General features: G+C 47.4%; 21 protein-coding genes. 6 read left to right on the top strand and 15 right to left on the bottom strand.

All coding sequences use genetic code 11. From position 1 onward, the window contains the following. Nucleotides 1-79: 79 nt before the first annotated feature. The 6 genes from MHI52_RS13200 to MHI52_RS13175 all read right to left on the bottom strand — a co-directional run bounded on the left by MHI52_RS13200 (nucleotide 80) and on the right by MHI52_RS13175 (nucleotide 8,049). On the bottom strand, nucleotides 80-1,195 hold the full coding sequence (locus tag MHI52_RS13200) for a rhamnogalacturonan acetylesterase (RefSeq protein ID WP_405159384.1): 1,116 nt from the start codon (nucleotides 1,193-1,195) through the stop codon (nucleotides 80-82). Nucleotides 1,196-1,303: 108 nt separating this feature from the next. Continuing rightward, nucleotides 1,304-2,323, bottom strand: coding sequence for a dienelactone hydrolase family protein (locus tag MHI52_RS13195; RefSeq protein ID WP_101313944.1), 1,020 nt, complete (start codon nucleotides 2,321-2,323; stop codon nucleotides 1,304-1,306). A gap of 191 nt (nucleotides 2,324-2,514) precedes the next feature. Further along, complete coding sequence (locus MHI52_RS13190; protein ID WP_405159159.1) at nucleotides 2,515-4,761, bottom strand: MMPL family transporter; 2,247 nt, start codon at nucleotides 4,759-4,761, stop codon at nucleotides 2,515-2,517. A 114-nt stretch (nucleotides 4,762-4,875) separates the two neighbouring features. Beyond that, nucleotides 4,876-6,030, bottom strand: coding sequence for a type III polyketide synthase (locus MHI52_RS13185; RefSeq protein ID WP_405159158.1), 1,155 nt, complete (start codon nucleotides 6,028-6,030; stop codon nucleotides 4,876-4,878). Between the two features lie 233 nt (nucleotides 6,031-6,263). Then, nucleotides 6,264-6,884 carry a flavin reductase family protein gene (locus MHI52_RS13180; RefSeq protein ID WP_036608732.1) on the bottom strand — a complete coding sequence of 207 codons (621 nt, stop codon included), beginning with the start codon at nucleotides 6,882-6,884 and terminating at the stop codon, nucleotides 6,264-6,266. Nucleotides 6,885-7,050: 166 nt separating this feature from the next. Continuing rightward, nucleotides 7,051-8,049, bottom strand: a complete 999-nt coding sequence (locus tag MHI52_RS13175) for an ABC transporter substrate-binding protein (RefSeq protein WP_101313941.1) — start codon at nucleotides 8,047-8,049, stop codon at nucleotides 7,051-7,053. 422 nt (nucleotides 8,050-8,471) lie between these two features. On the opposite strand from MHI52_RS13175, the gene MHI52_RS13170 reads away from it, so the two are divergent. Next, nucleotides 8,472-9,122 (top strand): hypothetical protein, encoded by a 651-nt coding sequence (locus MHI52_RS13170; protein WP_180361767.1) that lies wholly within the window; start codon nucleotides 8,472-8,474, stop codon nucleotides 9,120-9,122. 137 nt (nucleotides 9,123-9,259) lie between these two features. On the opposite strand, the gene MHI52_RS13165 is transcribed toward MHI52_RS13170, so the two are convergent. Both MHI52_RS13165 and MHI52_RS13160 read right to left on the bottom strand, forming a co-directional pair. Continuing rightward, nucleotides 9,260-10,495 (bottom strand): multidrug effflux MFS transporter, encoded by a 1,236-nt coding sequence (locus MHI52_RS13165; protein ID WP_101313939.1) that lies wholly within the window; start codon nucleotides 10,493-10,495, stop codon nucleotides 9,260-9,262. 6 nt (nucleotides 10,496-10,501) lie between these two features. After that, a complete protein-coding gene (locus MHI52_RS13160; RefSeq protein WP_036608962.1) occupies nucleotides 10,502-11,245 on the bottom strand; it encodes a GTP pyrophosphokinase family protein in 744 nt (247 codons plus the stop codon). 245 nt (nucleotides 11,246-11,490) lie between these two features. Here MHI52_RS13160 and MHI52_RS13155 point away from each other — a divergent pair, with 245 nt between their 5' ends. Both MHI52_RS13155 and MHI52_RS13150 read left to right on the top strand, forming a co-directional pair. Continuing rightward, nucleotides 11,491-12,375, top strand: coding sequence for a S9 family peptidase (locus tag MHI52_RS13155; protein WP_101313938.1), 885 nt, complete (start codon nucleotides 11,491-11,493; stop codon nucleotides 12,373-12,375). An 85-nt stretch (nucleotides 12,376-12,460) separates the two neighbouring features. Beyond that, nucleotides 12,461-13,177 (top strand): YoaK family protein, encoded by a 717-nt coding sequence (locus MHI52_RS13150; protein ID WP_047842669.1) that lies wholly within the window; start codon nucleotides 12,461-12,463, stop codon nucleotides 13,175-13,177. Between the two features lie 127 nt (nucleotides 13,178-13,304). Here MHI52_RS13150 and MHI52_RS13145 read toward each other — a convergent pair whose 3' ends face one another. Continuing rightward, a complete protein-coding gene (locus tag MHI52_RS13145; RefSeq protein ID WP_036608744.1) occupies nucleotides 13,305-14,201 on the bottom strand; it encodes a LysR family transcriptional regulator in 897 nt (298 codons plus the stop codon). A 139-nt stretch (nucleotides 14,202-14,340) separates the two neighbouring features. Between MHI52_RS13145 and MHI52_RS13140 the strand changes: the two genes are divergently transcribed. From MHI52_RS13140 to MHI52_RS13130, 3 genes are all read left to right on the top strand, one after another. Continuing rightward, nucleotides 14,341-15,045, top strand: coding sequence for an O-methyltransferase (locus MHI52_RS13140; RefSeq protein ID WP_101313936.1), 705 nt, complete (start codon nucleotides 14,341-14,343; stop codon nucleotides 15,043-15,045). A gap of 77 nt (nucleotides 15,046-15,122) precedes the next feature. After that, nucleotides 15,123-16,433, top strand: coding sequence for an MFS transporter (locus tag MHI52_RS13135; protein WP_282321683.1), 1,311 nt, complete (start codon nucleotides 15,123-15,125; stop codon nucleotides 16,431-16,433). 148 nt (nucleotides 16,434-16,581) lie between these two features. Then, nucleotides 16,582-17,697, top strand: coding sequence for an AbrB family transcriptional regulator (locus MHI52_RS13130; protein WP_405159157.1), 1,116 nt, complete (start codon nucleotides 16,582-16,584; stop codon nucleotides 17,695-17,697). 128 nt (nucleotides 17,698-17,825) lie between these two features. On the opposite strand, the gene MHI52_RS13125 is transcribed toward MHI52_RS13130, so the two are convergent. The 6 genes from MHI52_RS13125 to dctA all read right to left on the bottom strand — a co-directional run bounded on the left by MHI52_RS13125 (nucleotide 17,826) and on the right by dctA (nucleotide 25,026). Next, a complete protein-coding gene (locus MHI52_RS13125; protein WP_017688872.1) occupies nucleotides 17,826-18,029 on the bottom strand; it encodes a hypothetical protein in 204 nt (67 codons plus the stop codon). 77 nt (nucleotides 18,030-18,106) lie between these two features. Further along, entirely contained in the window at nucleotides 18,107-18,370 is a 264-nt protein-coding gene (locus tag MHI52_RS13120; protein ID WP_017688873.1) for a YkgJ family cysteine cluster protein, read from the bottom strand. A gap of 161 nt (nucleotides 18,371-18,531) precedes the next feature. Next, entirely contained in the window at nucleotides 18,532-19,380 is an 849-nt protein-coding gene (locus MHI52_RS13115) for a chemotaxis protein (RefSeq protein ID WP_405159156.1), read from the bottom strand. Between the two features lie 225 nt (nucleotides 19,381-19,605). After that, nucleotides 19,606-21,624, bottom strand: coding sequence for a PTS system trehalose-specific EIIBC component (gene treP, locus MHI52_RS13110; RefSeq protein ID WP_405159155.1), 2,019 nt, complete (start codon nucleotides 21,622-21,624; stop codon nucleotides 19,606-19,608). A gap of 28 nt (nucleotides 21,625-21,652) precedes the next feature. After that, a complete protein-coding gene (treC, locus tag MHI52_RS13105) occupies nucleotides 21,653-23,374 on the bottom strand; it encodes an alpha,alpha-phosphotrehalase (RefSeq protein ID WP_405159154.1) in 1,722 nt (573 codons plus the stop codon). A gap of 296 nt (nucleotides 23,375-23,670) precedes the next feature. Beyond that, the gene (dctA, locus tag MHI52_RS13100; RefSeq protein ID WP_340982741.1) at nucleotides 23,671-25,026 is read right to left on the bottom strand and encodes a C4-dicarboxylate transporter DctA; all 1,356 of its coding nucleotides are present in this window, start codon (nucleotides 25,024-25,026) and stop codon (nucleotides 23,671-23,673) included. Nucleotides 25,027-25,209: the final 183 nt, after the last annotated feature.

Here is a 25,209-nt window from a genome sequence, read left to right as displayed (position 1 = left end):
TGTTCCCGGGGGTATTTTTTTATTTTGCATACACGGATCATATCAAGCACTGATTATGCAGACTGATTAAGTAGTAAAGTCAGAATCCATTCAGTCCCTGTCTTCTCAGGTCCGCAGCCACAATACGCGCAAGCTCCGCAGCCCCTTGACGATTCGGATGCAGACTATCCCCTGTCATATATAGAGCAAGTGTTGCCGCAGGACCAATGGACGTGAAATAAGCAGAACTTAACTTATTCAGTTCAACCAGGGTGACTCCCTCTTCCTGAGCGAGTGCACGGGTTGATTGATTGTACCAGCGGTTCTCCGCTTGATGCACATTGGCTGTATTAAAATCTGTTGCCCGGCCCTGAGGCGTGGAGAGGATAACCGTTGCTCCTTTGTTCTTCGCCTTACGTACCATATCCCGCATAATCTCTTTGAACTGCGCCTCCGTTGTATTATTCTTGGCATTGGTATCGTTAATTCCGAATTGCAAAATAAAATAATCTCCCGGCTTGATATACTTCAGAATCGCTTCCATCTGACCATCATCGCGGAAACCTCTCGCAAATTGACCACTTGCCGCCATATTTCGAACCTGGAAGGTGGCATTGTTCACATAGGACGGAAACAACTGTCCCCAACCTCCTTGTACACTGCTACCCAGCGGATAGTAATTACAAACTGTTGAGTCACCACCTATGTAGATCGTGCGGTTGGTAACGGTTTGATTGGATAACTTCCGGATTTCAAGTGCACTAAGTGTGAAGGCGGTGCCTGTCTTTCCTTCTGTAACCAGCAGGTTTAATTGCCCGTCAGTCACCGGAATTTGAAACTGGTCCGTTGCCCCGTTGCCCGTCATATTAATGATCTGGTAGACACCTTCTGCAGCCACACTCGCTCTGGCAGTATTGCCCAGGACCACTTTAACTTCATATAGGCCATTGGACAGATTCACATTGAAGGTATTGGTACTCTTGGTGCCGTAAGTCAGAAACTGCACAGCGTCACTCTTAACCCCGCTTCCTGATGCAGGCACATTTCTCATATTGGCAGGTGTGTTGAAGCCATAACCTTTCGTAGGCGTATAGGCATCTCCTGCGGACACGCCTGTGTAACCGTTCTCAACAGCACCCGAACCAAAATCAAATCTGTAATTGTCCGTTGCCGCTTCGGCGACTTGCCCTCCACTGCTTCCCAAACCGATGCCCATTGTACTTGCAAACAGAACAAAACAGAGCAGAAGCTTAACCGATATTGACCATTTCATCACTAATTTCTCCTCTCGAATCAGAATTATATTAGTTGAAGATCCACAGCTTCACAGAACTTGATCAAGCCAGCCATAAGCCTTCGCTCCGCTAATCTCATGTCCACCGGTAAAGAAATCCGCATCCAGTGATTCTGCTGCTCCCGCCTGCTCATATATGTGTGTCAAACGGGCATACGCCTCTCTCGCTGCATAGATTGGGAACACCTGATCATCACTTCCAGCTTCAATAAAAAGTGGCCTAGGCACAATCAGGCCGATGAGATCCGGCAACTCCGCTTCACGCAGGATACCTGGCACATAGTTGTCGAGACAATGGTTCCGATCCAATATGCTACCCTGGAATGTATTTGCATAACCGCTTACCACAGTTGCCCTGAACCGTTCATCCAACGCGGCTGTAAATGCGGTCACCAGCCCACCGCCCGAGATACCCATGCTTCCAATTCGCTCCAAATCCACTTCTGGCCGAGTCGATACATAATCCAATACACGTGTTGTTTCATACACCCTATGACCGGCGAGGGTCTTCCCCACCATGAGCAGATGCGCAGCAATCTTCGTACAGGAGCTTACCCCTGGTGGCGCATCGCGGTCCTCTTCCAGTCTTCGATCACCAAATCCGAGCAACTCTGGAGCCGCAACCACATAACCACGCTTCACAAGAGCTACTGCAAAGTCCTTGTGTAATCCGGGCTCGCCTGTCCGTAGTGACCCATCCGGTTCCATACCCGATATCTCTCGGCTACCGTAGCCATGCCCATGACAAGCAACGATAGCAGGTCTCTTGTTTTCGGTAATGCTTCCATCACCCGGAATTAATAAATACACTGGCATGCGAAGTCCTGCATAGGTCGTGATTTCAATCCGCTCCCGAATATATCCGTCACATGTAATGCGCTCCAGTAAGACAGGATTCAGTGCTGCCGCCATCGTGGGAAAACCTCCCAGCCGTTCTTTCACACGTGTACGTAACTGACTGCGCCATAACTCCAGGGGTTGATCTGCATGATACGCGGAACGACCACGAAGATTCGTTTGTTGTTGTAGATAGGCTTCAATATCAGACATGGGCCTGTGTCCCTCCTGTTTTTCATAGGATAACGTAGATATAAGACTGTGATATGGAATTAATTCCATCCATTATAGAACATCTATGTCACCCATGAATTGAACATGTTTGCCTGTTTTGAATAGAATCACACGATTTCTAGCCAAAAAAAGGATATCTCCAACCGGAAGACAGGTTACGGAAATACCCTTCATTTCATCTGACCTGGCAGCCACCAGTTCCACCTGCCCATTAATTTCATCAATGCAGGTACCAGTATTAGACGGATTAATGTAACGTCAATCAACACCGCTGCCGTGATTCCGATCCCTAACTGCCTCACACCTGCGACTTCAGCAAAGGCAAACGGCACGGTCACCGCAAGCAGAATGGCCGCTGCGGAGGTGACCAGACGACCTGTAGAAGCCAATCCCTGTTGGACAGCCACATCACTGTCTCCGGTTCGTCTATACACTTCCTGAATACGGCTCAGCATAAACACACCATAATCCATGGATATGCCAAACACCAATCCTGCAATGAATACAGGAATCATAATGGCAATGGCTGACGGCTCCATACCTAGATGTCCTTCATTGAACACCCACACCAATATGCCAAATGAAGCGGCTAAGCTGAGCAGATTCATCAGAATTGCCTTAATTGGAATGAGCATCGATCGGAATGCCGCCAGTAACACAAGATAATTGGTGACCACTACAAATACCAGCACTTTGGGCAGTTGACTTGTGACTTCCTGCATTATTTCATACTGCTTGGCAGCTTCCCCACCATAACGTAGTTTTACGTTATTGAAACCTGGTGCATGATCGCTATTCCTTATTCGTTCCAGCCAGTCTGCAACCTGTTCCGACCCAGGCTCCCCGTGCACGGCGGCTATTAAGCGTATGGAATGATCAGAGACCGTTGAACGCAGCCATGCCGTCCTGGTTGACTCCTTGCCTTCTATGGAAGGAGTCAATAAGGACGGTGGAATTTGAAAAAGGCTCTGCGAGCCATTTTGATTCGGCTGTAATAGGCCCCATGGTGAAACAATGCTCAATACGTCTGAGTCCTGCAGTAGTTGACGGGCTTTGTTGTGGGCCAACTGCCAGTGAGAGGCAGTCAACAGTTCCTGCTGTCCGCCAATCAGGATCTCGATGGCGGAGGTACTCTTTTGCCCCAAATCATGTTGCAACTGCTCGGCTGCCTGGCGGGACTCCATTCTCTCTGGCAGTGAAGAGGCATCCGGGACGGACAGTTCCAGCCGTGTCACTGGATAAACACACAGGAGCAGCACAACCGTACCTCCAATGGCCATACTGACTGGTCGTTTCATAACCATTGCAGACCATCTATGCCAGACCGAGCTTCTGGGTAACGAATGGACTAACTTTCGCCTGAAGACCCGACCCGCAGACAGTGACAGCAGAGCTGGCAGCAGCGTAACATTTAACAGTAGCGATAGGAGCAGAACAATAATGGCACCCAAGGAGACACTCAGAAACATCGGCAGTCTGATCCAGAGCAGACCCAGTAGCCCAAGGAGCACGCAGGCTGCCGAGAATAACACCGCTCTGCCTGCTGTACGCAATGTTCGCTGAAGAATCTCGCTCCGAAGAACCTCGCTCTGCATATCCAGACTGCTGCCTGTAAAGTTAACTTCGCCTTCATCTTCATAGGCCCGCTGAACTTCTTCCCTGTACCTGCTCAGGATGATCAGGGCAAAGTCTATACTCAGTGCCATGCCCACCATGGGAATCACATTAATGATAAAGTTGGACATTTCCAGATGATAACCAAGGAGTGACGTGACTCCCATCGCAGTAATCACAGCACTGATCCCCATCATGACAGCAATCAACGCGGCATATAGCCCCCTGAATGCAAAACACAAAACGATCAGGGCAATCGGTAGGCCCACCATCTCTGCCCGTTCCAGATCACGAAAGCTCAGATGATTGACATCCTGCTGCACGACTGCCTTCCCCGTCAATTGCACCGTACCTGGACCGTCTGTTTCCAGCACGGCGCGTAGCTGCTCCAGTGGGGGACCCATCTGATGCGCGGGCACATCCATTTTCACAAGGGAATATGCCCTATGGTCTTTAAGCGTCACCCTTTCGCTAGCATCCAAAGGGGACGTGATAGAGGTTACCGCAGGCAACACTTGAACCTGTGTCAAACGATCCTTGATCCACTGCCTGAACTGTAACGGCGAGGTATTTTCCTTTTTCTCAAACACCAGAATAACCGGATCAGCGGGAGATCCGAATTCATCCTCCAGAACAAGTTCAACCGCTTGCGCATCCCCGTGAACCCGTTTTAATCCGTGATCCTGAACAATGTCAGGTAACTTCCACGCCCAGACCGTTGACATCCCGATGATAAATACCCAGCAGAGAATAATGAACCGCGGATATCGGCTGATGAAGGCAGCAAGTCTGCGATAACCCATACCTAAGCTCCTCTGCGATCAGATTAGTCATTCGATTATATTCATCGGTAAGGGTAAGATCATAAGCACATTCATACACTTGCGGTGTATATCTCCTTCACTCGGGTCCGCGAACTATTGGATGCCATGATTCACAGGTGTTCTGTTCGCTATGGGGGCAGGGATGTATGTAAAAGGAAGTAACTCTGCTGTCAGTCCCGGGCCAAAGGCCAGCGCTATCCCACTGGAATGCTCTTCCTTCTGTCTGTAATCCTCGCGGATGGCTTGAAGAACAAAAAGAATCGTCACGGACGACAGGTTGCCATAATCCCGCAGGATGTTTCGGCTGTAGGAGACCTGCTCATCTGTCAACTGATACAGCTTCTGAACGGCATCCACGATGCCTCTGCCTCCCGGATGGATCGCCCATATTTCCGGTAAACCGCTCCCCTCTAGCAACCGTTCTACCTCTGGACCGAGATGCAAACCAAGCAGCTTCGGAATCTGTGGTGACAGGTAGAGATCAAAGCCTGTATTGCCGACTTCCCAGATCATTTCTTCTGCACAATCCGGGAGCAGCGTTGAGTGCCCTCGGCCTAGTCGAAAACATTCATTGCGGTCTGTACCGGACCCACCAATAACACAGGCAGAGGCACCGTCTCCGAAGAAAGATGCAGCATACAGGTCGTCCCGTTTGGCAGATGGCTGAAAGTGAAGTGTACATAGTTCCACACACACGATGAGAACCGTAGCCTTCTGATCTGTCGTTACAATGGAATTCGCCAGTTGGATCGCCTTCAGACCGGCTGCACATCCTTGAAACACCAGTGGAATCCGGTTGATCTGCGGTGACAGTTCAAGCTGTTGGATCAGCCGAACATCAAGTCCGGGCAGGAATTGCCCCGTGCAACTCACCGTAATGAGATGTGTAATTTCCGAGGAGGTTACGTCTGCATCCTGAATGGCCTGTCCGGCCGCCTCGAGACCAAGTGGAACAGCAGCAGCTTTGTATTTGCCCATACGCTCGGATGTAGTCGGAACCTCGTCCGCATTGGTAAAGGGTAAATATCGGCAAGAATCAACAGGCTCAAGCAGATTCGGTTCACACGTATACCGAGTCTCCACACCGCACTGATTAAAGATTCGTTTGGCCCACCTTCTCGCATCCGGCTCATGTTCCAGCGCTTGCGCGAGACGGGCAGACACATCCTTTTGCTCAATACGGTGGGCAGGCCACGCCGTTCCTATTCCCATAATACTTGCCCCAGTATTTGCCTCAAGCTGGTTCATCGGCTTAACCCCCTTATAGTACGTGTTCAAAAGTAGGCTTTTTAAACAACCTATATATAAAATAGGTTCATATGACATGTGTGCAGGATATAGTACAAGTCTATTCACTACCTGTCCTGTTTATGTTCATATTAACAAGCAAAGGCGGACAACTTATGCGAGTTTCGCACGTGCTGTCCGCCTTTGATACCGGATTAAACCCGTTCCTATATTACATATTCGATCTGTCAGAACTATTCAGGCCGAATTATCGTGAATCTCTCCCCAAGCTTGGCATAATCATTACCTGCCAGTCGACTTACTGGTTTCAAATGGTCCATCAGGATATAGCCCTTGTCCGGATTGTAGACTTGTTCACTGAAATGATACTGTACAATGCGTACCAGCAGCAGGTCACTCACTGGTTTGCCCTCATCATTCGTGATCGGAATGTGTTGATACAGCTCACACTCCATCCGAATGAGTGCTTCCTGAATTCCTGGCACAGCAACCTTGGTACTTGGCACTGTAGTCAGTTTTGTCCGCTCAAGCTCACTTTCGTGGGGTTCCAGTATGGCTGCTGTCTCATTCACTTCTGTTATGATTGCTTCATCACAGATATGCACGACCAGTTCTTGATGAGCAAGCACATTTCGTGCAGTATCTTTCATGATACCGTCTTTACGTGCAATAGATATGGATAACAGCGGCGGGTCCGAACTAACCACATTAAAGAAACTAAAAGGCGCTGCATTAATTACACCATTCTTATCTGAAAGTGTCGTCACAAAAGCAATTGGACGTGGTACCACCGAACCACTCATCAGTTTATAGTTGTCTCTTCCCGTTATTTCACGCGGATCCAATGTATACATATGTAAATATCCCCTTCCATGCTCGTGTAACAAGTGTCAATTTCACTTCAGGACACGATAACACACTCATATTTATTATATAACGTAAAATGCTGAATTAACAAAAAAACTCCCTGGTGCGATTGCACCAGGAAGTACGAACATGCTTTTTCATACCGACTATTTCTTATTTAACAATGCTGTTCAGAATGTCTTCCATAATTTGAAGGTTCGCTTGAACTCCGCTGTACAACCAGCTACTGGACCGGGTGAATTCAAAGACATTACCTGTCTTTACAGCAGGAATGCTCTGCCATACGGCATCTTTCAGCGCTTCTGAGCCTGCTCCCTTGTCACTGTTCACCAGGAATAGATAGTCTGTGTCCATTTCCGCGATCTTCTCCAATGAAATCTCAGACCAGTTACCCGTTGCCTTCGCAGATGCTTCCTTCACAACATTAGGCTCTGCAAGTCCAAGTTCGTTGTACATCACTTCACCACTGGAAACATTGTTGCTTACAACATAAAACTTGTTATTGAACAACCACAACGCTGCGGCCGACTTTGTTCCTCCAGTAACAGCAGTTACTTTTTCTTTGATTTCCTTTGCCTTGGCATCATAATCGTCAAGCGCCTTCTGCGCTACATCCGATTTGTTCAGAAGCTCGCCGATCTTGAGCAGAGCCTGACGCGAGTCCTTGTTGACCTCATCTCCGAGTACATAAGTAGGGGCAATTTTGTTGTACTGTTCGTATTTCTCCCCTTCCACTGTACTTTCAGAACCCATAATAATCAGGTCTGGTGAGAAACTGGCCATGGCTTCAAAAGGTAGATCACTTGCAATACCAGGTATACCATTCAGATCGGTTTGCAGATAATCCTGCAAACCACTGCCGTTGTTGATGGCCCATTGTGCTGCTGGCTTAACACCGAGTGTAACAAGATGGTCTTCCAGATAAGAAGCGATAATGCGCTCCGGATTTGCGGGAATTGTTACTTCGTGTCCCATTGCATCTGTTAATGTGCGCTCTGTAGCAGCTTCTGTTTGTGTCTCAGTCTCCGTTTTTGTATCGTTCAATCCTGCTGCTCCATTCTCTGCAGGCTTCGCTCCACACGCGGCCAACCAGATGGACATAACCATCACCGTCATTAGAAGCATGATCATCTTTTTATTTCTCTTAAACACTTGATATATCCCCTTTCAATTCATTATAAAAACCTTATTCGGCGTTATTGTGACAGATTTCAATGTTCAAAAATATTGACACTATTATTGATACATATAATATCCGTATGTACATTTGTCTGATTCCATTGACAATGATAATTGTTATCAGTTCAGTTGTCAATTCGATTATATTCTGCGCTATACAGTTGAACTAAAATTTATTTACACTGACACTACGATGATAGAACAACCTTCCAATCGCTGTTATCCCCAGATTTTTTCGATTCCCCTTTCTCTAAGGGAAAATCCGGTGATAAATGCGAGCGCTTCGCTTTTTCAGGTTTTTTTTATCTTCTCCGTTTGGTGTAAATGATTAGTTCAACTATATAGATCATTTAAAATCTTCTTGACGGCATTCACCTATAGGCGGATGCCGCCATATGCTGAATGCAGAATACGACGACAGGAAGGATGTTCTGTACATGTATTACGAATATAACCCTTATCTAAGTTATGGAGAAGACCGTTCCTTTCAATTGCCTCCACTGTTCCCAGGAGGTGGCGGTGGCGGCACACCGGGTGGTCCGACGTTTCCTGGTATCCCTGGCGGTCAAGGCGCCTATCCTCCATACATTCCAAGCGGAGGACCCGGTCCATATATCCCTGGAGGCATTCCAGGTACAATTCCGGGTACAGCACCGGGCGTACCTGCGCAACTGACTCAAGGCAACCTGCCCACCCTACTTAGTGCCTATCCTCGTCCGGTAGGTCAGCCTCCGGCAGAAATGCTTTTTCTGTATAACCTGATCAAAAGCAGCCCGGGTCTGCTTCCGCTTTTCCTCCAGCAACAGCCGCAAAGTCTCACTCAAGCTGTGCAATTTGCACAGACTGGTGCAGCGGCACCACGAGATAACGAAGAACGTGCGCTGCCCAACTTTTGCTATAACCGGTGGTCCCTTGTCTTCACATACAATGATGTCTACCTGATGTGGCCTGCAATTAATCTGTTTGGTTTTGTGGTGGGGTACTTCTATCCATTCCTCACGCCAGGTATACTGTCCAATACACAGATTTTGTTTGCGCTCTGCTAAACCTCTCCTTACCTACAGCAAGAGCCCCACTTGGAAGCATAATTCCTTCCAAGTGAGGCTCTTTTTCGTCCTTTTATCCAGATGTACCTTTACATTACTAAGACTCCATAAACGCAAGGTGTACAGAATCAGTACCTTTAACTCAACACTTGATCGTTCTGGCGCTTCCCGCCTCTACTGACCATTAGGAAGTAAATCACCAAGGCACCGAGATCAGCACACGCGATAACGATTCCCATTGGCACGGCTGTTCCTTCTCCCCCGAGACCTACGAGGGGAGCGACAATACCTCCGAACAGGAACGTCATCACACCAATTAGCGCAGACGCACTGCCTGCCGATTTCTCCTGATTGGCCATCGCCAAAGCGAAGGACGCGGTATTGACCAACCCAACACTGGATACCACCAAAAATAGCGGAATCAGTACAGAGATTAGATTACCTCCAGCCAGAATGGCGATGAGCAATGAAGTTCCTCCGAGCGCCGCGGTTAGCAGCCCCGCGATTAACAGGCGATTCTCTGATACCTTTCCTGCAAGTCTACCGGCAATCTGACTGGCCAGAATAATGCCTAACCCGTTAATGGCGAAGCATACACTGAACATTTGCGGGGATACCCCGTATATTTTCTGAAGCACAAACGGTGAACCTGATATGTACGCAAACATGCCAGCAGCTACAAACCCTTGGGTTAACGCATAACCCATAAACTGACGATCCCCCGCGATTTGGCGAAACGTAAGTAATGTCTGCTTCAATCCTCCGCTTGATCTGCGATTGGAAGGTAATGTCTCTCCAAGACCGAAAATGACAGCCAACAACGTCAGTATACCGATGAGGCTAAGCAAAATAAATACGCCGCGCCACGATGTATACGTCAACAATTGTCCACCAATGATTGGTGCAGCAATCGGGGCTACGCCGTTAATCAGCATTAACAGAGAGAAGAACCGTGTCAGTTCCGGGCCCGAATATACGTCTCTGACGATTGCGCGCGAGATGACAATCCCTGCCGCTCCAGCTACACCTTGAATGAACCGCAGCACAACAAAAGAGCCCATCGTCGGGCTAACCAGGCAAAGTATGGAGGCGATCGTATAGAGCACAAGCCCTGCAATGAGCGGTGTTCGCCGACCACGCACATCACTTAGAGGTCCAGCAAGCAACTGTCCAACCGCAAGTCCAATCATACACGCCGTCAGACTGAGTTGAGCATACGATGTAGATGAACCAAACTCATCAGCCAGCGTGGGCAATGCGGGTAAATACATATCTAGGGACAACGGCCCGAAGGCCGACAATGTCCCCAGAATTAAAGCCATTCGTACACGAGATGTGGAGTTTGTGTTCAATGAAGCTGTTGTACTTTTCATCAAATACTACTCCCCGCTACCCAGCAGCTTGAGCAGGTTGGACGGCAGTGTGAACTGTTGATTGTTAATAATAATACGGCGCAGTTCTTCTTCATCCCGCTCATTATCGGCGTCCTTAATCTCCTGAATTTCCCGGTGAAGTCGCTCCATCTGTTGATCCAGCGCATTTGCCGAATCTGCCGCACTCTTTAACTCTCTCGTCAAATGCTCGGGAACATCCTTATTGTATTTATAAAAAATCTTATGCTCCAGACTCGCCCAGAAATCCATCGCGATTGTACGGATCTGGATCTCCACACATGCTCGTTCCTCACCATTGGACATGTACACAGGCACTTCCACCAGAAGGTGAAGGCTTTGGTAGCCGTTTGGCTTTGGATTCTCGATGTAGTCTTTGACCTCCAGTACACGCAGATCACTCTGGTTGCACAGCATATCCTTAATGCGATAGATATCCGAGATAAAGGAACATGTAATCCGTACCCCGGCGATATCCTTGATATTTTGCTTAATGCTCTCAAACGTTAACTCATGATTTTTGCGGAACATCTTGTTCATAATGCTCTCAGGAGATTTCAGTCTGGACTTTGTATGCTCAATTGGACTGTAATCATGCAAAGACTGGAATTCTTCCTTCAGGACTTCAATCTTGGTCTCCATTTGATCCAGAGCAAATTTATAGATCATCATAAATCTGGTAATTTCATATTTGAATTTCTTGAATTGATCAATTGGATGTGGAGCGTTCATCATGGCTTTCTCCCTTTCTTTCTGCACACTAAAATTAGTTTTATGAATATGAGAACAAGCGGTCAATCCACATGTCTCCTGAACCATTATAAATCATATGGAGCCAATAAACGAATTTCTCACATTTGGGCTGGCGATTCAGCCTGGAAGGTATGGGAACTTATTTTACGCGCATCCTATAGAAGCATCCCTTTCATTTGGCCCGCAAATATTAATAAAAGAGGTGGATTTTCCTGCTCTATCAAGTGACGTATTCATCCGATACACTTCGGGTTAAAGCTTATTTATACCTGCCACAAGGTTGTTCATTACCTGATATCAAAACATATGAAACTTCTCATCCCGGCTCTATCTCCTCTGCCTTTCCAGACTTCGCTTCCATACATAAGCCTCTACATCTTCATCTGCAACCGCTCGCCAGCCATTACCCTGCTGCAACAATACATGATACGGATAACTTACCGGAACAGTGGCCGGTTTTGATCTATTGCCGCGGCGGACTTGGTAGCTATGGCGGGGTAAATACCGTTTGGCTTGAGCAATTTGTACATAAAGGTTATATCGTGTTCGCCCCATCCTATCGTGGCAACGAAGGAGGTGAGGGCCGTGACGAGTATGGCGGGAAAGATGCCGAAGATGTGCATGCCGCTTACCGGTTGATACAGCGTTTACCCTTTGTCGATCCGACTCGGATATCGTTAATGGGGTTCTCCCGTGGGGCCATTAATGCTGTACATACCGCAACGACCTATAATGAGGGACCGGACAGAGTACATAAGTTAATTCTTTGGAGCGGTGTCGCCGATGTGGAACGCACTTACCATGAGCGAACCGACCTGAGGCGCACATTGAAACGGGTGCTAGGTGGTTCCCCACGCACGGTTCCAGAAGCTTATCTCGCCCGTTCTCCCTTGTCGAAAGCGAACAAACTATCTTGTCCCGTGCTAATCATGCATGGTACATCAGATACACAAGTGAATTATAGTCACGGAACCCGAATGTATCACTGGCTTAAGCGGCGAGGTGCAGACGTCACATTTCACGCTTATGGCGGGCAGGATCATCATTTTCACGAGAAAATACATCAGTCAGCGGTTATCAATATGTTTGATTGGCTCGCTGCACCTTAAGTCTTGCGCGATGAATTTCATTTTGAAGATGCATGGGTTATGGCTGTATACTGGAGGGGCTACGTTTTTTGAAAGGACGGATAGGATGAATCAAAGCACCCTCCAAAAATACGCCATGTTGCTTCTCTGTATGTCTGCCGGAATGGTGGACCTGATCGGATATCTGGGACTGGGGCATGTGCTCACAGCCAATATGACGGGAAATATTGTTTTGTTGGGTATTGCCATTGCCCGTGCTCAGGAATTTGTCGTGCTGCGGTCATTGCTTGCTCTCATCGGTTTTATTGCCGGCAATGCCATTGCAGCACATATGGTTGGACCTGTGCAGACCAAAAATGGCTGGTCTTCTAAGGTCACAGCTGTATTTACTGTTGAAAGCATATTGCTCCTGCTGTTCGCGATCGCCATGATTAGTCCATTTTCAGAACAACTGTCCTATCTGTTAATTGTCATCCTAGCCGTTGCAATGGGGATGCAAACAACTGCGGCACGCCGCATTGGCATTGCTGGCATCTCAACAACCGTGCTCACCAATAATTTGGCCGCTGTGGTTGAGGATACCGTAAACATCCTCAAAAAGCTGCGACATGCCAATATCCGATCGTTAACCAAAGCCTTGTCCACAGATTCCTACCTTCGTGCAGGTGCTGTTGTCATCTATTTGATCGGCGTCATTGCAGCCGCATTGTTATTCCACCGTGTGCCCATGATTGCAGTCTGGATTCCTGTCCTGATCATTGGCGGCGTAACCCTATACGCCCGATTACATGCATGGGGAACTTCACAACAAAGCGAAAGTTAATAAAAGTGAATAGTAGAAGAAGTAACCTGTCCATGTTCAAGTGGCTGTTCAAAAGTCCGCTTTAGGATACTGAAAACTGGTCTTTTTGAATATGGACTTTAAGTTATTTTAAGTACAATCACGCTATTTATTTCATCAAAGCAGCTTCTTGGCGGATAAGCTTGACCAGATGCTGTGCAGCAGGTGATAATACCTCCCCGGCTCGTGTACATACGGCAACCGTATTTCTCAGCTGTACACCTCGAACAAACACACGTGCCAGCCTGCCTTGCTGCACATCTTCGTTCACAACCAAAGAAGATATAAAGTTGGCCCCATAACCTGCCTTCACCGCACTAATCGTTTCGTTCAGCCCGTTGAACTGAAGCGCAATGCGGGGAGCGGCCAGGTTATTTGTTGTGCAAAGGGAAACGAGTCGCTCACGCGTGGCACTGCCTTCTTCGCGCATGATGAACGGTTCTGCCATCATCTCATGTAGCTCGATTTCTTTGCCCGCATACGGATGGTCAGGGTGCACAACAAACCACATCTCATCGTCAAACAATTCATCCCATTGGACACCTGCATGTGTAATGCCACTTCCACCATACACTGCAATCTCTGCCTCATAACGAAGTAATTGGTCAAAAGCCATCCGGGTGTTGGTTGTGCTCACAACAATCTCCACATCCTCGTGCATTTGCTTAAACCGCGCAATCCAGCCCGGCAACAGAAAATTTGAAGGCAAGTAGGTTGCCGTAAGACGGATCAGTCCTTTCTTGCCCTCCCGAAAATCCTGCACAAAATTCTCGACATCCTGCTCCAGCATGAACAGACGTTCCGCATAACCTGTCAACTGTATCCCCGCATCCGTAAGCACTAGTCTTCTTCCCTCCGAAACAAAAAGCTGGATTCCCAATTCACGTTCAAACTTCTTCACCTGAGAAGATACCGCAGGTTGACTAATATTTAGTTCCTCTGCGGCACGAGTGACCCCGCCATATCTCACGATGGCATGAAATAATCGTAATCCATGCAGATTCATGTTTACACCTCTTCCACGTCAAATTACATAATCTAAAGTTATATTATCATACATAATATATATTTTATTTATATATCTGCTCCATTTATAGTTGAAATATGAAATCCAATACAAGGAACAAGGAAAGGAACATGTGAACATGAAAAATATAAATACGACGAACCTACAGCATACCTGGACTCAAGTCGACGACTACATGAATGATCTGCTGATTCCATCAGATTCCCTGCTGGAACATACACTGCAAAGCAATGCCGAAGCTGGACTCCCTGCTCATGACGTAACACCAAATCAAGGAAAGTTACTTCAGCTCCTGCTGCAAATCCAAGGCGCATCCCGTGTACTTGAAATAGGCACATTGGGTGGATACAGTACCATCTGGATGGCAAGAGCGCTGCCTGAACACGGACGCATCGTCTCACTGGAATCGGAATCACATCATGCAGACTTGGCCCGAGCCAATCTCACACGAGCAGGACTGATGCACAAGGTTGACCTGAGAGTTGGTCCTGCCCTAACCACCCTTCCCGATGTTCAGGAAGAATACAGGGAACCGTTTGATATGATCTTCATCGATGCTGACAAACCAAGTAATCCCGATTATCTGAGATGGGCCCTGCGACTGACTCGGACGGGGAGTCTTATTATTGGTGATAATATCGTCAGGGACGGTGAAGTGATCCGCACAGACAGCACAGACCCCAGAGTTCAGGGCGTTCGATCATTCCTGCAGTTGATCGCGGATCACCCTCGACTTGAAGCTACAGCACTGCAAACGGTCGGTAGCAAAGGTTACGATGGATTCGTCATTGCTCGTGTGATTGATGCCCCTGAACCAAAATAAACAGTGGTCAATTCTTCCGCAAATTCCCCTTTCCTGTTAAACTGGAATCACTGCACAGGCAGACTGGGGGGAACCACTTGAGAGTTTTACAACATATTAATGATGAAATTCGCGGCTGGTCCCGCAATATTCAACTGTTTTTCCTGGCTAGCATTCTGTATCAGATCGGAAATGGCATGTTCTCTGTCCTGTACAATCTGTACATTCAGGGTCTGGGCTATAATGATACAATGAACGGCCAGATTGTAAGTATTCAATCACTCGCAACAGCCATTATGTTTGTTCCTATCGGTCTATGCGGTGATCTGTTCAGCCGCAAGCGATTACTCATTACCGGGGCGTTATTCAGCGGAATCTTTCTGATCGGACGCTCCTTCGATTATTCGGCTACAGGACTGATCTGGTTCGCGGTATTCTCTGGCCTTTTCGCTGGGGTGTTCCAAGTACTGGCCATTCCTTATCTGGCGGAAAACGTCAAGAAAAGCCAGCGGCTGAAGATGTTCAGTTATTATTCATCTCTTGTGCTCGCTTCCCAGGTTCTTGGTAGCCTGGGTGGCGGCGTATTCGCAGATTTGTTACATACGGCAGGACTCGCCAAAGTGACCGGATTGCAGACGGTTTTATTTGTTGGTGGTGCAGCAACACTAGCTGCATTTATTCCACTGTTATTTGTAACCGAAGGCAAGGCTGCTCCGCAGACCACGATTCCGGCGCAACCCGTTCTTCAACCCAATACGGATCTAAAAGAAAGTTCAACGATTACCCCAAGCACGGACGATTCGATCACGAAGAAAAAAGATTCCCGACTGATTGGTCAGTTTATAGTGACTCAGTTGTTAATTGGATTAGGTTCCGGACTGGTTGTACCGTATCTGAATCTGTATTTCACCAATCGGTTCTCGGTTTCTCTGAGTGGCATGAGCTTACTGATTGCACTTGGTCAGATTATGACGATTGTATCCATGCTGATTGGTCCTACCTTGGCGGCAAAGGTCGGAAGCGTAAGAGCCGTTGTCATTTTCCAGGTCATGTCGCTACCCTTCCTTCTATTAACAGGCTTCACCAATCTGTTGTTCATCGCTTCGCTCAGTTTCTTATTCAGACAAGCATTGATGAACGCAGCCAATCCCATTCATTCAGCGATACTGGTGGATCGGATCTCGGACAAACGCCGCGGCATTGCCAATTCACTGATGCAGACCTCGTTCATGATTGGATGGGCGACCATGGGACCCGTTCAATCCTATCTGGTCACCACGTACGGAACGTATTGGGGTTACGCGATCACTTTCAGCATCACAGGCTGTCTATATGTTATTTCATCACTGATGTACTTTGTAATGTTCAGAGAACCCAAACCTTCCGCTACGGCTCTCGCAGGATCTTAATGAGTTGAACAGTAGCAGTCTGGTTGTTCCGCAGATAACGCAACGTATCTCATCATCAGGAGTGATCACACATGAACATGAATCCTTCATTAAACCTGAATGCATACCTGAATCTCATACCACCTCATTCAACCGGTAGGCTAAACGGATGGAACTGATGCGCAAGCTTGGTTCCCACGTTGTCTTTCGGTTTTTTCTTAGTCTGGGTGTCTCTGTTCTTGGCGGATTGCTGTTCACAGCCATTCATACACCAATCCCGTGGTTGCTCGGGCCAATGGTATTTATGCTGCTTGGCTCCCAAGTCGCCAAATGGCCCCTCATGTGGCCTGCCTCCATTCGGGACTATGGCATTCTGATTGTAGGTTATTCGATTGGACTCACCTTAACAAAAGAGGCACTGCACGGCATTTTGCAACAACTTCCTATGATGCTTCTGATGACCCTGCTGTTAATCGGATTGTGTGTAATTACGGCCTACATCGCTTCAAAGATAACCGACTTTGACTTCCCCTCCCTGCTGGTTGGCAGCATTCCAGGAGGACTGTCCCAGATGGTGTCCCTTGCAGAAGAAATGAAATCTATCAATCTGACGCTAGTTACCTTTTTGCAGGTGACTCGGCTGATCATGATTGTCTTCTGTGTTCCGTTCCTACTGTTCAGTCCGTGGATTGGAGGTACCGCAGGTGGAGGTTTGGATCATCCGTTCATTGACGTAACAACGTGGGGTTCCCTTTTCCCGGAGATTCTTGTCTATGCTCCGCTCTGTGTAGCTGGTGCATGGGTTGCACGCAAACTCCGATTTCCGACGGCCTTTATGCTTGGCCCCATGATTGTCATGTGTGTCGTTCAATTAAGCACAACGATGCATACGCCCAGTCTGCCAACCTCCCTCTTAAACGTATCGCAATTGATGATTGGCAGTCACGTTGGACTGATGCTCAAGCCGGAACAGTTGCAACGTAAGACACAGACGGTGACCCTAGCCGTGATTAGCAGTGTACTTCTCATTGCTGGTGCGCTTGGATTGAGTTATCTGTTAATGAATGTGTTCTCCCTCTCCGCGGCAACCTCACTACTCAGTATGGCCCCTGGCGGCATGGATCAGATGAGTATCATGGCACATGAAGTGAATGCCGATCTTTCGGTTGTATCCGGGTATCAATTGTTCCGCATCCTGTTTATCTTTTTCATCGTCTCTTCCGTACTGAAGATGATTCTTGTACATATGTTAAAAGAAAAGAAAGCAGAGCCCTCACTTCAATGATCATATTTTGTCTGATCCCATGCCAAAGAGAGTATCCATTTGTTGCCACATCCTGCGGATACTCTCTTTTATTTGTACAGACTTAACTTCAGCATTTGGCTTCATTCAATTTTAAGCATAATGACTACTTATGAATAAATTCGGTTGTACATCCAGCCTACAATGCCCACCGTAACCACTGTTGCCCCAATAATAAATGCATAATAGCCAATCTTACTTTTGGACTCCGAAGTCTGATGGTCATAATAATCCGAGTTACGTCGGTAAAACCCCATCCATAACTCTCCGATCATATTCACTACAACCAATACAAAACGTTTAACAAGCCCCATTGTATTCGCGTCTCCTCTCTCTAATCAAACTTCTTCCCTATTAAGTATAATTATCCCAATTCATTAAAACAACCTACTCATATTACCTTTGGTGCAGTTTCTTGCTCCAACCAGGTTAGAATATCAAATGCTTCCTGATCGGTGCTACCACACATCTCTTCCTCAGCTTGCAATCCACTGCATACCGCAGGACGATCTTTTTGGCCAAAAATTCCGCAGCGATTATCATCCGTAAGTTGCACACAACGTACACCTGCCGGCTTGCCATGAGCCATGCCCGGTATCGGTGATGATATGGAAATCGCGATACAACATGCGGCACAGCCTGTCCTGCATTCCATACATATTCCCTCCTAATTTCAATACTTATAGTACTGACAATACGTGTTCAAAAAGACCGGTTTTCAATACCAAGAAGATGGGATGAATTCCATCTTCGATACTGATGATGCCATTAGGCATCCTTCGTAATCAAAAGCGGACTTTTTGAACTACCTCTTAATTATGAACGATTTATCCAAGTCCAGGTTCGAGCGAGCCCCTGAGCAATTCTCCGATTCATACTTCGATTGGAAAAATACCCTCCATGACTTAGCGGGTTCCAACTCATAGCCACGCCGCCAGAGTTCACTTCAATGTCTTCTTTGACCGCTTTCTCATAAGCGGGATCAATGGGGCGTAATGGATAACCCAGAATATCATCCCGATCGTAGAAGTTCACCCACTCCCCTTCCAGCCCAGCATAGTACTGATTCACATGGGAAGAGGGCACCTGAATTGGACAACTAAAGTCATGGTAACGCAAACTCCATAAGGGCAGGGTTGTACCAAACGAGTAAAAATGGGTCAGCGTGTCCCCCCGCTCCAGAGCCGAGTTCACATCCACAACCTCAGGAATACGACTGGACGGATATTGCAGATCGTAGAAGAAGTTACTGGCGATTACGGCACCCAAACTATGGGCAACCACACAGAGCGGAGCTTCCGGTCCATTACGCTGTGCAAGGGTATGCATCGCCTGATTCAACGTTCGATGTACGGCATCGTAGTTATGGCCTTGATTTTCCACCGGTTGATAAGCAACCGCATCAGCCAGGTAATGGATGACAAATCGGCGCAACGCCTGAAAGTTCAATCCCGGTGAGCTGACGAGCTGTTGAAAAAGCGCCTCTTCCCGCTCCTCAAATACATCCGCCCAATATACAGGTTCGATATCCAGCATCTGTTTGGAGGCTCCAGGCAAGACCATTACCTTGTCCAATTCCTTATGCAAACAAGCAATCAGCTTATCCGCGTACCCATCCTTCCGCATACCCAGCCCATGAATGACCATCACCGCAATACGTGTCATGGCTCTCCTCCTCATCGATCTAGGAACTCTTTCTCCACCATATGAACGCCACGACTCGAACATGCCTGAAGCTTGCTTTGTCAGAAGAACCTTTCCAACCACCATTATTTTAAAAATGTGATTCTTCCATTTTATATACAGTTTACCATGATCGTCATGAAAATAACGATCATACAGCAAAAAGGAGCTGCACATCACGCAGCCCCTTCTTGTTGTTGTATTCAATTAACCTTTCAGGTGAACCTTCAACACACCATTTTGATTAGATGTAACATCACCTGTCGTGACTTCCACCCGCTCAACCATATCTTGACCATCTGGAATGATAATCGGTGTAATCAGCGGGTATCCCGCATCTTCAATTACCTTACGATCAAACTCCAACAGCTTTTGTCCAGCTTTTACATGTTCGCCGGCTTCCACATGCATGTTGAAGCCTTCACCCTTGAGGGATACCGTATTAATCCCGACATGGATCAGAACTTGTAATCCACTCGCGTGTTCAAGAATCACCGCATGTTTACTTTTGATCACATGAGCCACCTGAGCATCAAACGGAGCCACAACAACGTTGCCGGAAGGTTCAATCGCTACACCTTCACCCATCTGTTTCTCGGCAAAAGCTGGATCAGGTACTTGCTCCAGTGACACGGCCTGGCCGGTTAATGGCGCCATGATTTCCAGTGTATTCACGGCTTCGTCCCCTACTTGAGCTGCACTACGTGTGAGCTGGTTTGGATCTGTTTTTGCAGTTGAAGAGGTAACACCCGAAGCAGACTGCGATGTAGCCGCTTTAGGCTCATTAACGGTTTCATTGCTTGCACTACGATCTTCTTTTCTCAGTTTGGCTCTGCCAAAAAGGACCGTCAGTACAAATGGTACAACCAGGACAATCGCCATGCCGATGAAGAAGACACCCCATTTGTTAGGGAAAATCGACAGGAATCCCGGCACGCCACCTACACCGATGGAGGTTGCCTGAACATTATTCATCGTCAGCAGCACACCACCAATCGCGGAACCGATCATACCAAAGATAAACGGATAACGGTAACGAATGTTAACACCAAAGATCGCCGGCTCGGTTACCCCGAGGAAGGCCGATACCGAGGACGTTGCCGCAAGTCCTCTCATTTTCTTTTCACGCAGGACAAGCATCATCGCAAGTGCCGCTGAACCTTGTGCAATATTGGACAATGCCAGCATCGGCCATAGGAACGTACCGCCCTGACTACCAATGAGCTGAACATCTACCGCGAGGAACGTGTGATGCATACCGGTGATAACAAGCAAAGCGTATAGACCACCGTAGATCAGACCACCCAGCGCCGCGTATGAATCGTAAACATAGATCAAGCCGGAAGTAATTGCATTTGCAATGGCAAATGTAACTGGTCCAATGATCGTGAAGGCCAGGAATCCGGTAATCAGCAACGTGACCGGTGCAACGACCAGCAGTTTAATTGAATCATGTACCCTTTTGTTCAGGAAAATCTCCATCTTCGCAAGCAGATACGCCGATACCAGTACCGGCAGGACCTGCCCTTGATAACCGATCTTCTCAATCTCCCAACCGAACAGATTCCATGTTGGCACCGTGCCATTATTCACGGCATCAGCGTAACCATATGCACTCAGCAGATCGGGATGTACCAGAATGAGACCAAGCACGATCCCGAGCAGCGGACTGCCGCCGAACCTTTTTACAGCTGCCCAACCAATTAGAGCCGGCAGGAACGTAAAGGCTGTACTTGCGATCGTATTAATAATGGACGCAAGATCCTTCCAGGCTGGATAAACATCCACTAATGATTTTCCATCAAAGAAAATGCCTGGACCTGTCAGAATATTGTTAATCCCGAGCAAAAGACCTGCCGTAATGATTGCAGGCAAGATCGGAATGAAAATATCCGAGAGTGTTTTGATCGCTCGCTGGATTGGATTTTGCTTTTTACCAGCAGCCGCCTTCACATCATCCTTGGAAGAACGATCTCCCCCGGTAATCTGAATCATCTCATCATAGACTTTATCCACCAGACCAGGCCCAATAACGACCTGGAATTGTCCTTGGGAAGAGAACTGTCCTTTGACCAGATCATTCTGATCCAGACTTTCAGTATCCACTTTACTCTCATCGTACAAGGCAAACCGGAGTCGTGTAACACAGTGTGTAGCAGCTTCAATATTCTCTTTGCCACCGACAGCCCGGACGATCTCCTCAACCTGTTTTTTATCGATTGCCATAGTGTCACTTCCTATTTATAAAATGTGATTAGTCCTGTTGTGGCACAAGCCACATATAGGATGCATACGGACTGAGAGAGATTTCCTGCGTCAGCACAGGTGCTGCCTCCGTATTTCCTATGAGTAACTCTGCTGATTTGCCTGCAATGTGATCATTCCAGACCGCTTCCGGAAGCGAGACCGTGACGTCTCGTTTACTGAAGTTGGATACAACAATCAGGGTTTCATTTCCATTGGTCCGTGCGTACGCGAATACATCCGGATGTGCATCGTCCAATCGTTCATACAGACCGTCGATCAGCACGTTAACCTGTTTACGTAGGGCAATCAATTTGCGGTAGTGGTAGTAGATCGAATCTGGATCAGCCAGCTGCTGTTCCACGTGAATGGAAGGATACCGCTCATCCACCTTCAGCCAAGGTGTTCCGGTAGTAAATCCGGCGTTCTTACTTCCATTCCACTGCATCGGTGTCCGAGAGTTGTCCCGGGAACGCTCTTTTACAATGTTGAATGCTTCTTCAGCGGATTTGCCTCGTTCTTCCTGAAGCAAACGGTACATATTCGTTGATTCGATATCGCGGAACTCGCTAACGTCATTCCAGACCGGATTCGGCATGCCGATCTCTTCTCCCTGGTAGACATAAGGCGTACCTTGCATGCCGTGTATCGTTGTTGCAAGCATCTTCGCACTCTCGGCACGATAGTCACCATCATCGGCGAATCTGGACAGTGCCCGAGGCTGATCATGGTTATTAAGGAACAGCGCGTTCCAGCCACCACCAGCTTGCATGCCTGTCTGCCACTCACTAAAGAGCTGCTTCATCGCTTCGAAATCATACGGCATCAGTTCCCACTTCTGACCATTCGGATAATCTACTTTCAGGTGATGGAAGTTAAACGTCATCGAAAACTCCCGGGAAGCCGGGTTCGAATATTGGATACAATGTTCCAGTGTTGTGGAGGACATTTCCCCTACGGTCACCATGTTGTAAGGCCCGAATACTTCATCGTACATCTCGGTGATGTACTCATGCACACGCGGTCCATCCGTGTAGTATTTGCGTCCATCACCCGGTGACACGCTACCATCATCATCAGGGAACCGCTGGTCTTTGGAGATCAGGTTGATCACGTCCATACGGAAACCATCCACACCTTTTTCGGCCCAGAACTTGATCATATCCCGCACAGCTTTGCGTACTTCTTCATTCTCCCAATTGAGATCTGCCTGCGTTTTATCAAATAAAGTCAGGAAATATTGTCCCGTCTGTTCATCGAACTGCCAAGCAGGCCCACCGAACTTGGATTGCCAGTTGTTTGGCACACCGCCATCCGGAGCAGGATCTTTCCAAATATAATAATCCCGATACGGATTATCCTTGGAAGAACGGGATTGCTGGAACCACTCATGATCGGTCGAGGAGTGATTCACCACGATATCAATCATCAGTTTCATATCACGAGCCTTCAGACCTTTCAGCAGTTCGTCAAAATCCTCCATCGTTCCATAATCCGGATTAATCCGATAATAGTCCGCTACGTCATACCCATTATCATGCTGCGGAGATATATATACCGGCTGCAACCACACAATATCGATACCCAGATGTTGCAAATAATCAAGCTTCTCGGTTAATCCACGAATATCTCCAGTACCCGATCCGGTTGTATCATTAAAACTCTTCGGATATACCTGATACACCGTTGATGTCTTCCACCAAGATGACGGAGTTGTGTTATTAGAACTCATGTTAACGCCTCCAATAAATTGTAATGCTCTTATGTGATGTTCTCGGCTAACTTCATATCTATATTACATAAGTAAACATGTATATACAAGTTGAAACTATAATATGTATATTCTCCGCCTCTTCTACACATTCCCCATAAATCTTTCCTCTGTAACATTTATTTTGGAACCTGCGTTCGTGAACCCAATGATATCTGTATTGGGACAACAAGAAACCGTCTGTTCTCCCCACCATTGGTGCGGGCAACAGACGGTCTAATTTGGTTGAACTTGGTTGAATTTTTCAAAAACGCCTCTTACGACATCTCCGGTGAAACTACGGTTATCCCTTGTTTTTCCTGCATATTCAACTTCAATAGAGATAGTGCAGCTTGCTCTTCCCTTTCCAATTCAGCAGCACTGATCTCACCAGAGAGTACGGCACGCATTCGCTTTTGATCCAGCAGACCTTCCCATTTTGCCACCACAAATGCTGCGACACAGTTGCCCATCAGGTTGGTGAATACACGCATTGTATCCATGAATCGATCTGCACCAAGCAGCAGAGCAACCGCTGCTACCGGAAAAGCATTGACAGCCACTGCCGTTGCGGACAGGGCCAAGAATGCGGAGCCAGGTACTCCTGCCATGCCTTTGGAACTTAACATCAACACCAGCAAAATCGTAATTTGCTGCATCAATGTCAGTTCAATCCCTACGGCCTGAGCAACAAAAACCGTGGCCAAGGATAAGTAGATCGAAGCGCCATCCAGATTAAACGAGTACCCCGTTGGCACCACAAGACCCACAACAGCACGATCACAACCCGCCTTGGTTAGTTTGTCCATCATGCGAGGCATCACCACTTCTGATGATCCGGTTCCAATCGCCAGCATCACTTCAGAACGGGTATATTTCACAAATTGCAGGAAATTTAGCCCGGTAATCCACCAGGCAGCCAATGCCAACATGACCAAAAACAGCAGTGCTGCGCCGTAACAGGCCAGAATCAGCAGACCAAAGGACGACAATGTGGATGCCCCATAGGCACCTACCGTGTAAGCCATGGCTCCAAATGCACCAATTGGTGCGAGTTTCATGATATAACCGATGATACGAAACACAATGCCGAGCAAGTTCTCAATCAGCGTCAGTACATTCTCTTTTGCCTTACTCTCCGTTGCTGCCAGGGCAACCCCGAACAGGCAGGCCACGAGCAGTACTTGCAGAAGCGCATTTTGTGCAAAGGCATCTACAACACTTGTCGGAATAACATTCATGATAAAGTCTACCGTATGCGGTAACTCGGAACCATTGGTTTTTGCTTCAATGCCGCTTGCATCTATGGTTGAAGGGTCCACGTTCATTCCGGCACCGGGGCGAAGCAGATTGGCTGTTCCCAATCCAAGTACCAGCGCCACTGTAGTTGCAATCTCGAACCACACGATGGCTTTCAGTCCGATGCGACCTACCGACTTCAGATCACCGATCTTGGCAATACCTGTCACAATCACCATGAAAATCAGTGGTGCGATGATCATCTTGATCAATTTGATGAAACCTGTTCCGAGCGGTTGCAGCAGGCTACCCAGATCCGGCCACAGGATGCCTACGCCAATCCCGATGATTACCGCTACAATAATTTGAAAAAATAATGATTTCATAAATGACATGAACGCTCCCCCTGTTTGCGGTCAATTCGGATTTCCGTTTGGTTTCCGTGTAACTTTTTATATCATTCTAAAAGGGAGTTCAACAATGGAATTTCAATGTTTTTGTCATTTGTACCAACTCTATCGGTGAAAATTGAACCTGGAACCGAAAAAAGACGAATATCGCGTCAGTTATCTTGACGT

This window comes from Paenibacillus sp. FSL H8-0283, from assembly GCF_045040675.1.
GTDB lineage: Bacteria > Bacillota > Bacilli > Paenibacillales > Paenibacillaceae > Paenibacillus > Paenibacillus amylolyticus.
The sequence above is the reverse complement of the archived record's forward strand: the minus strand, read 5'-3'. Positions and strand labels throughout refer to the sequence as shown.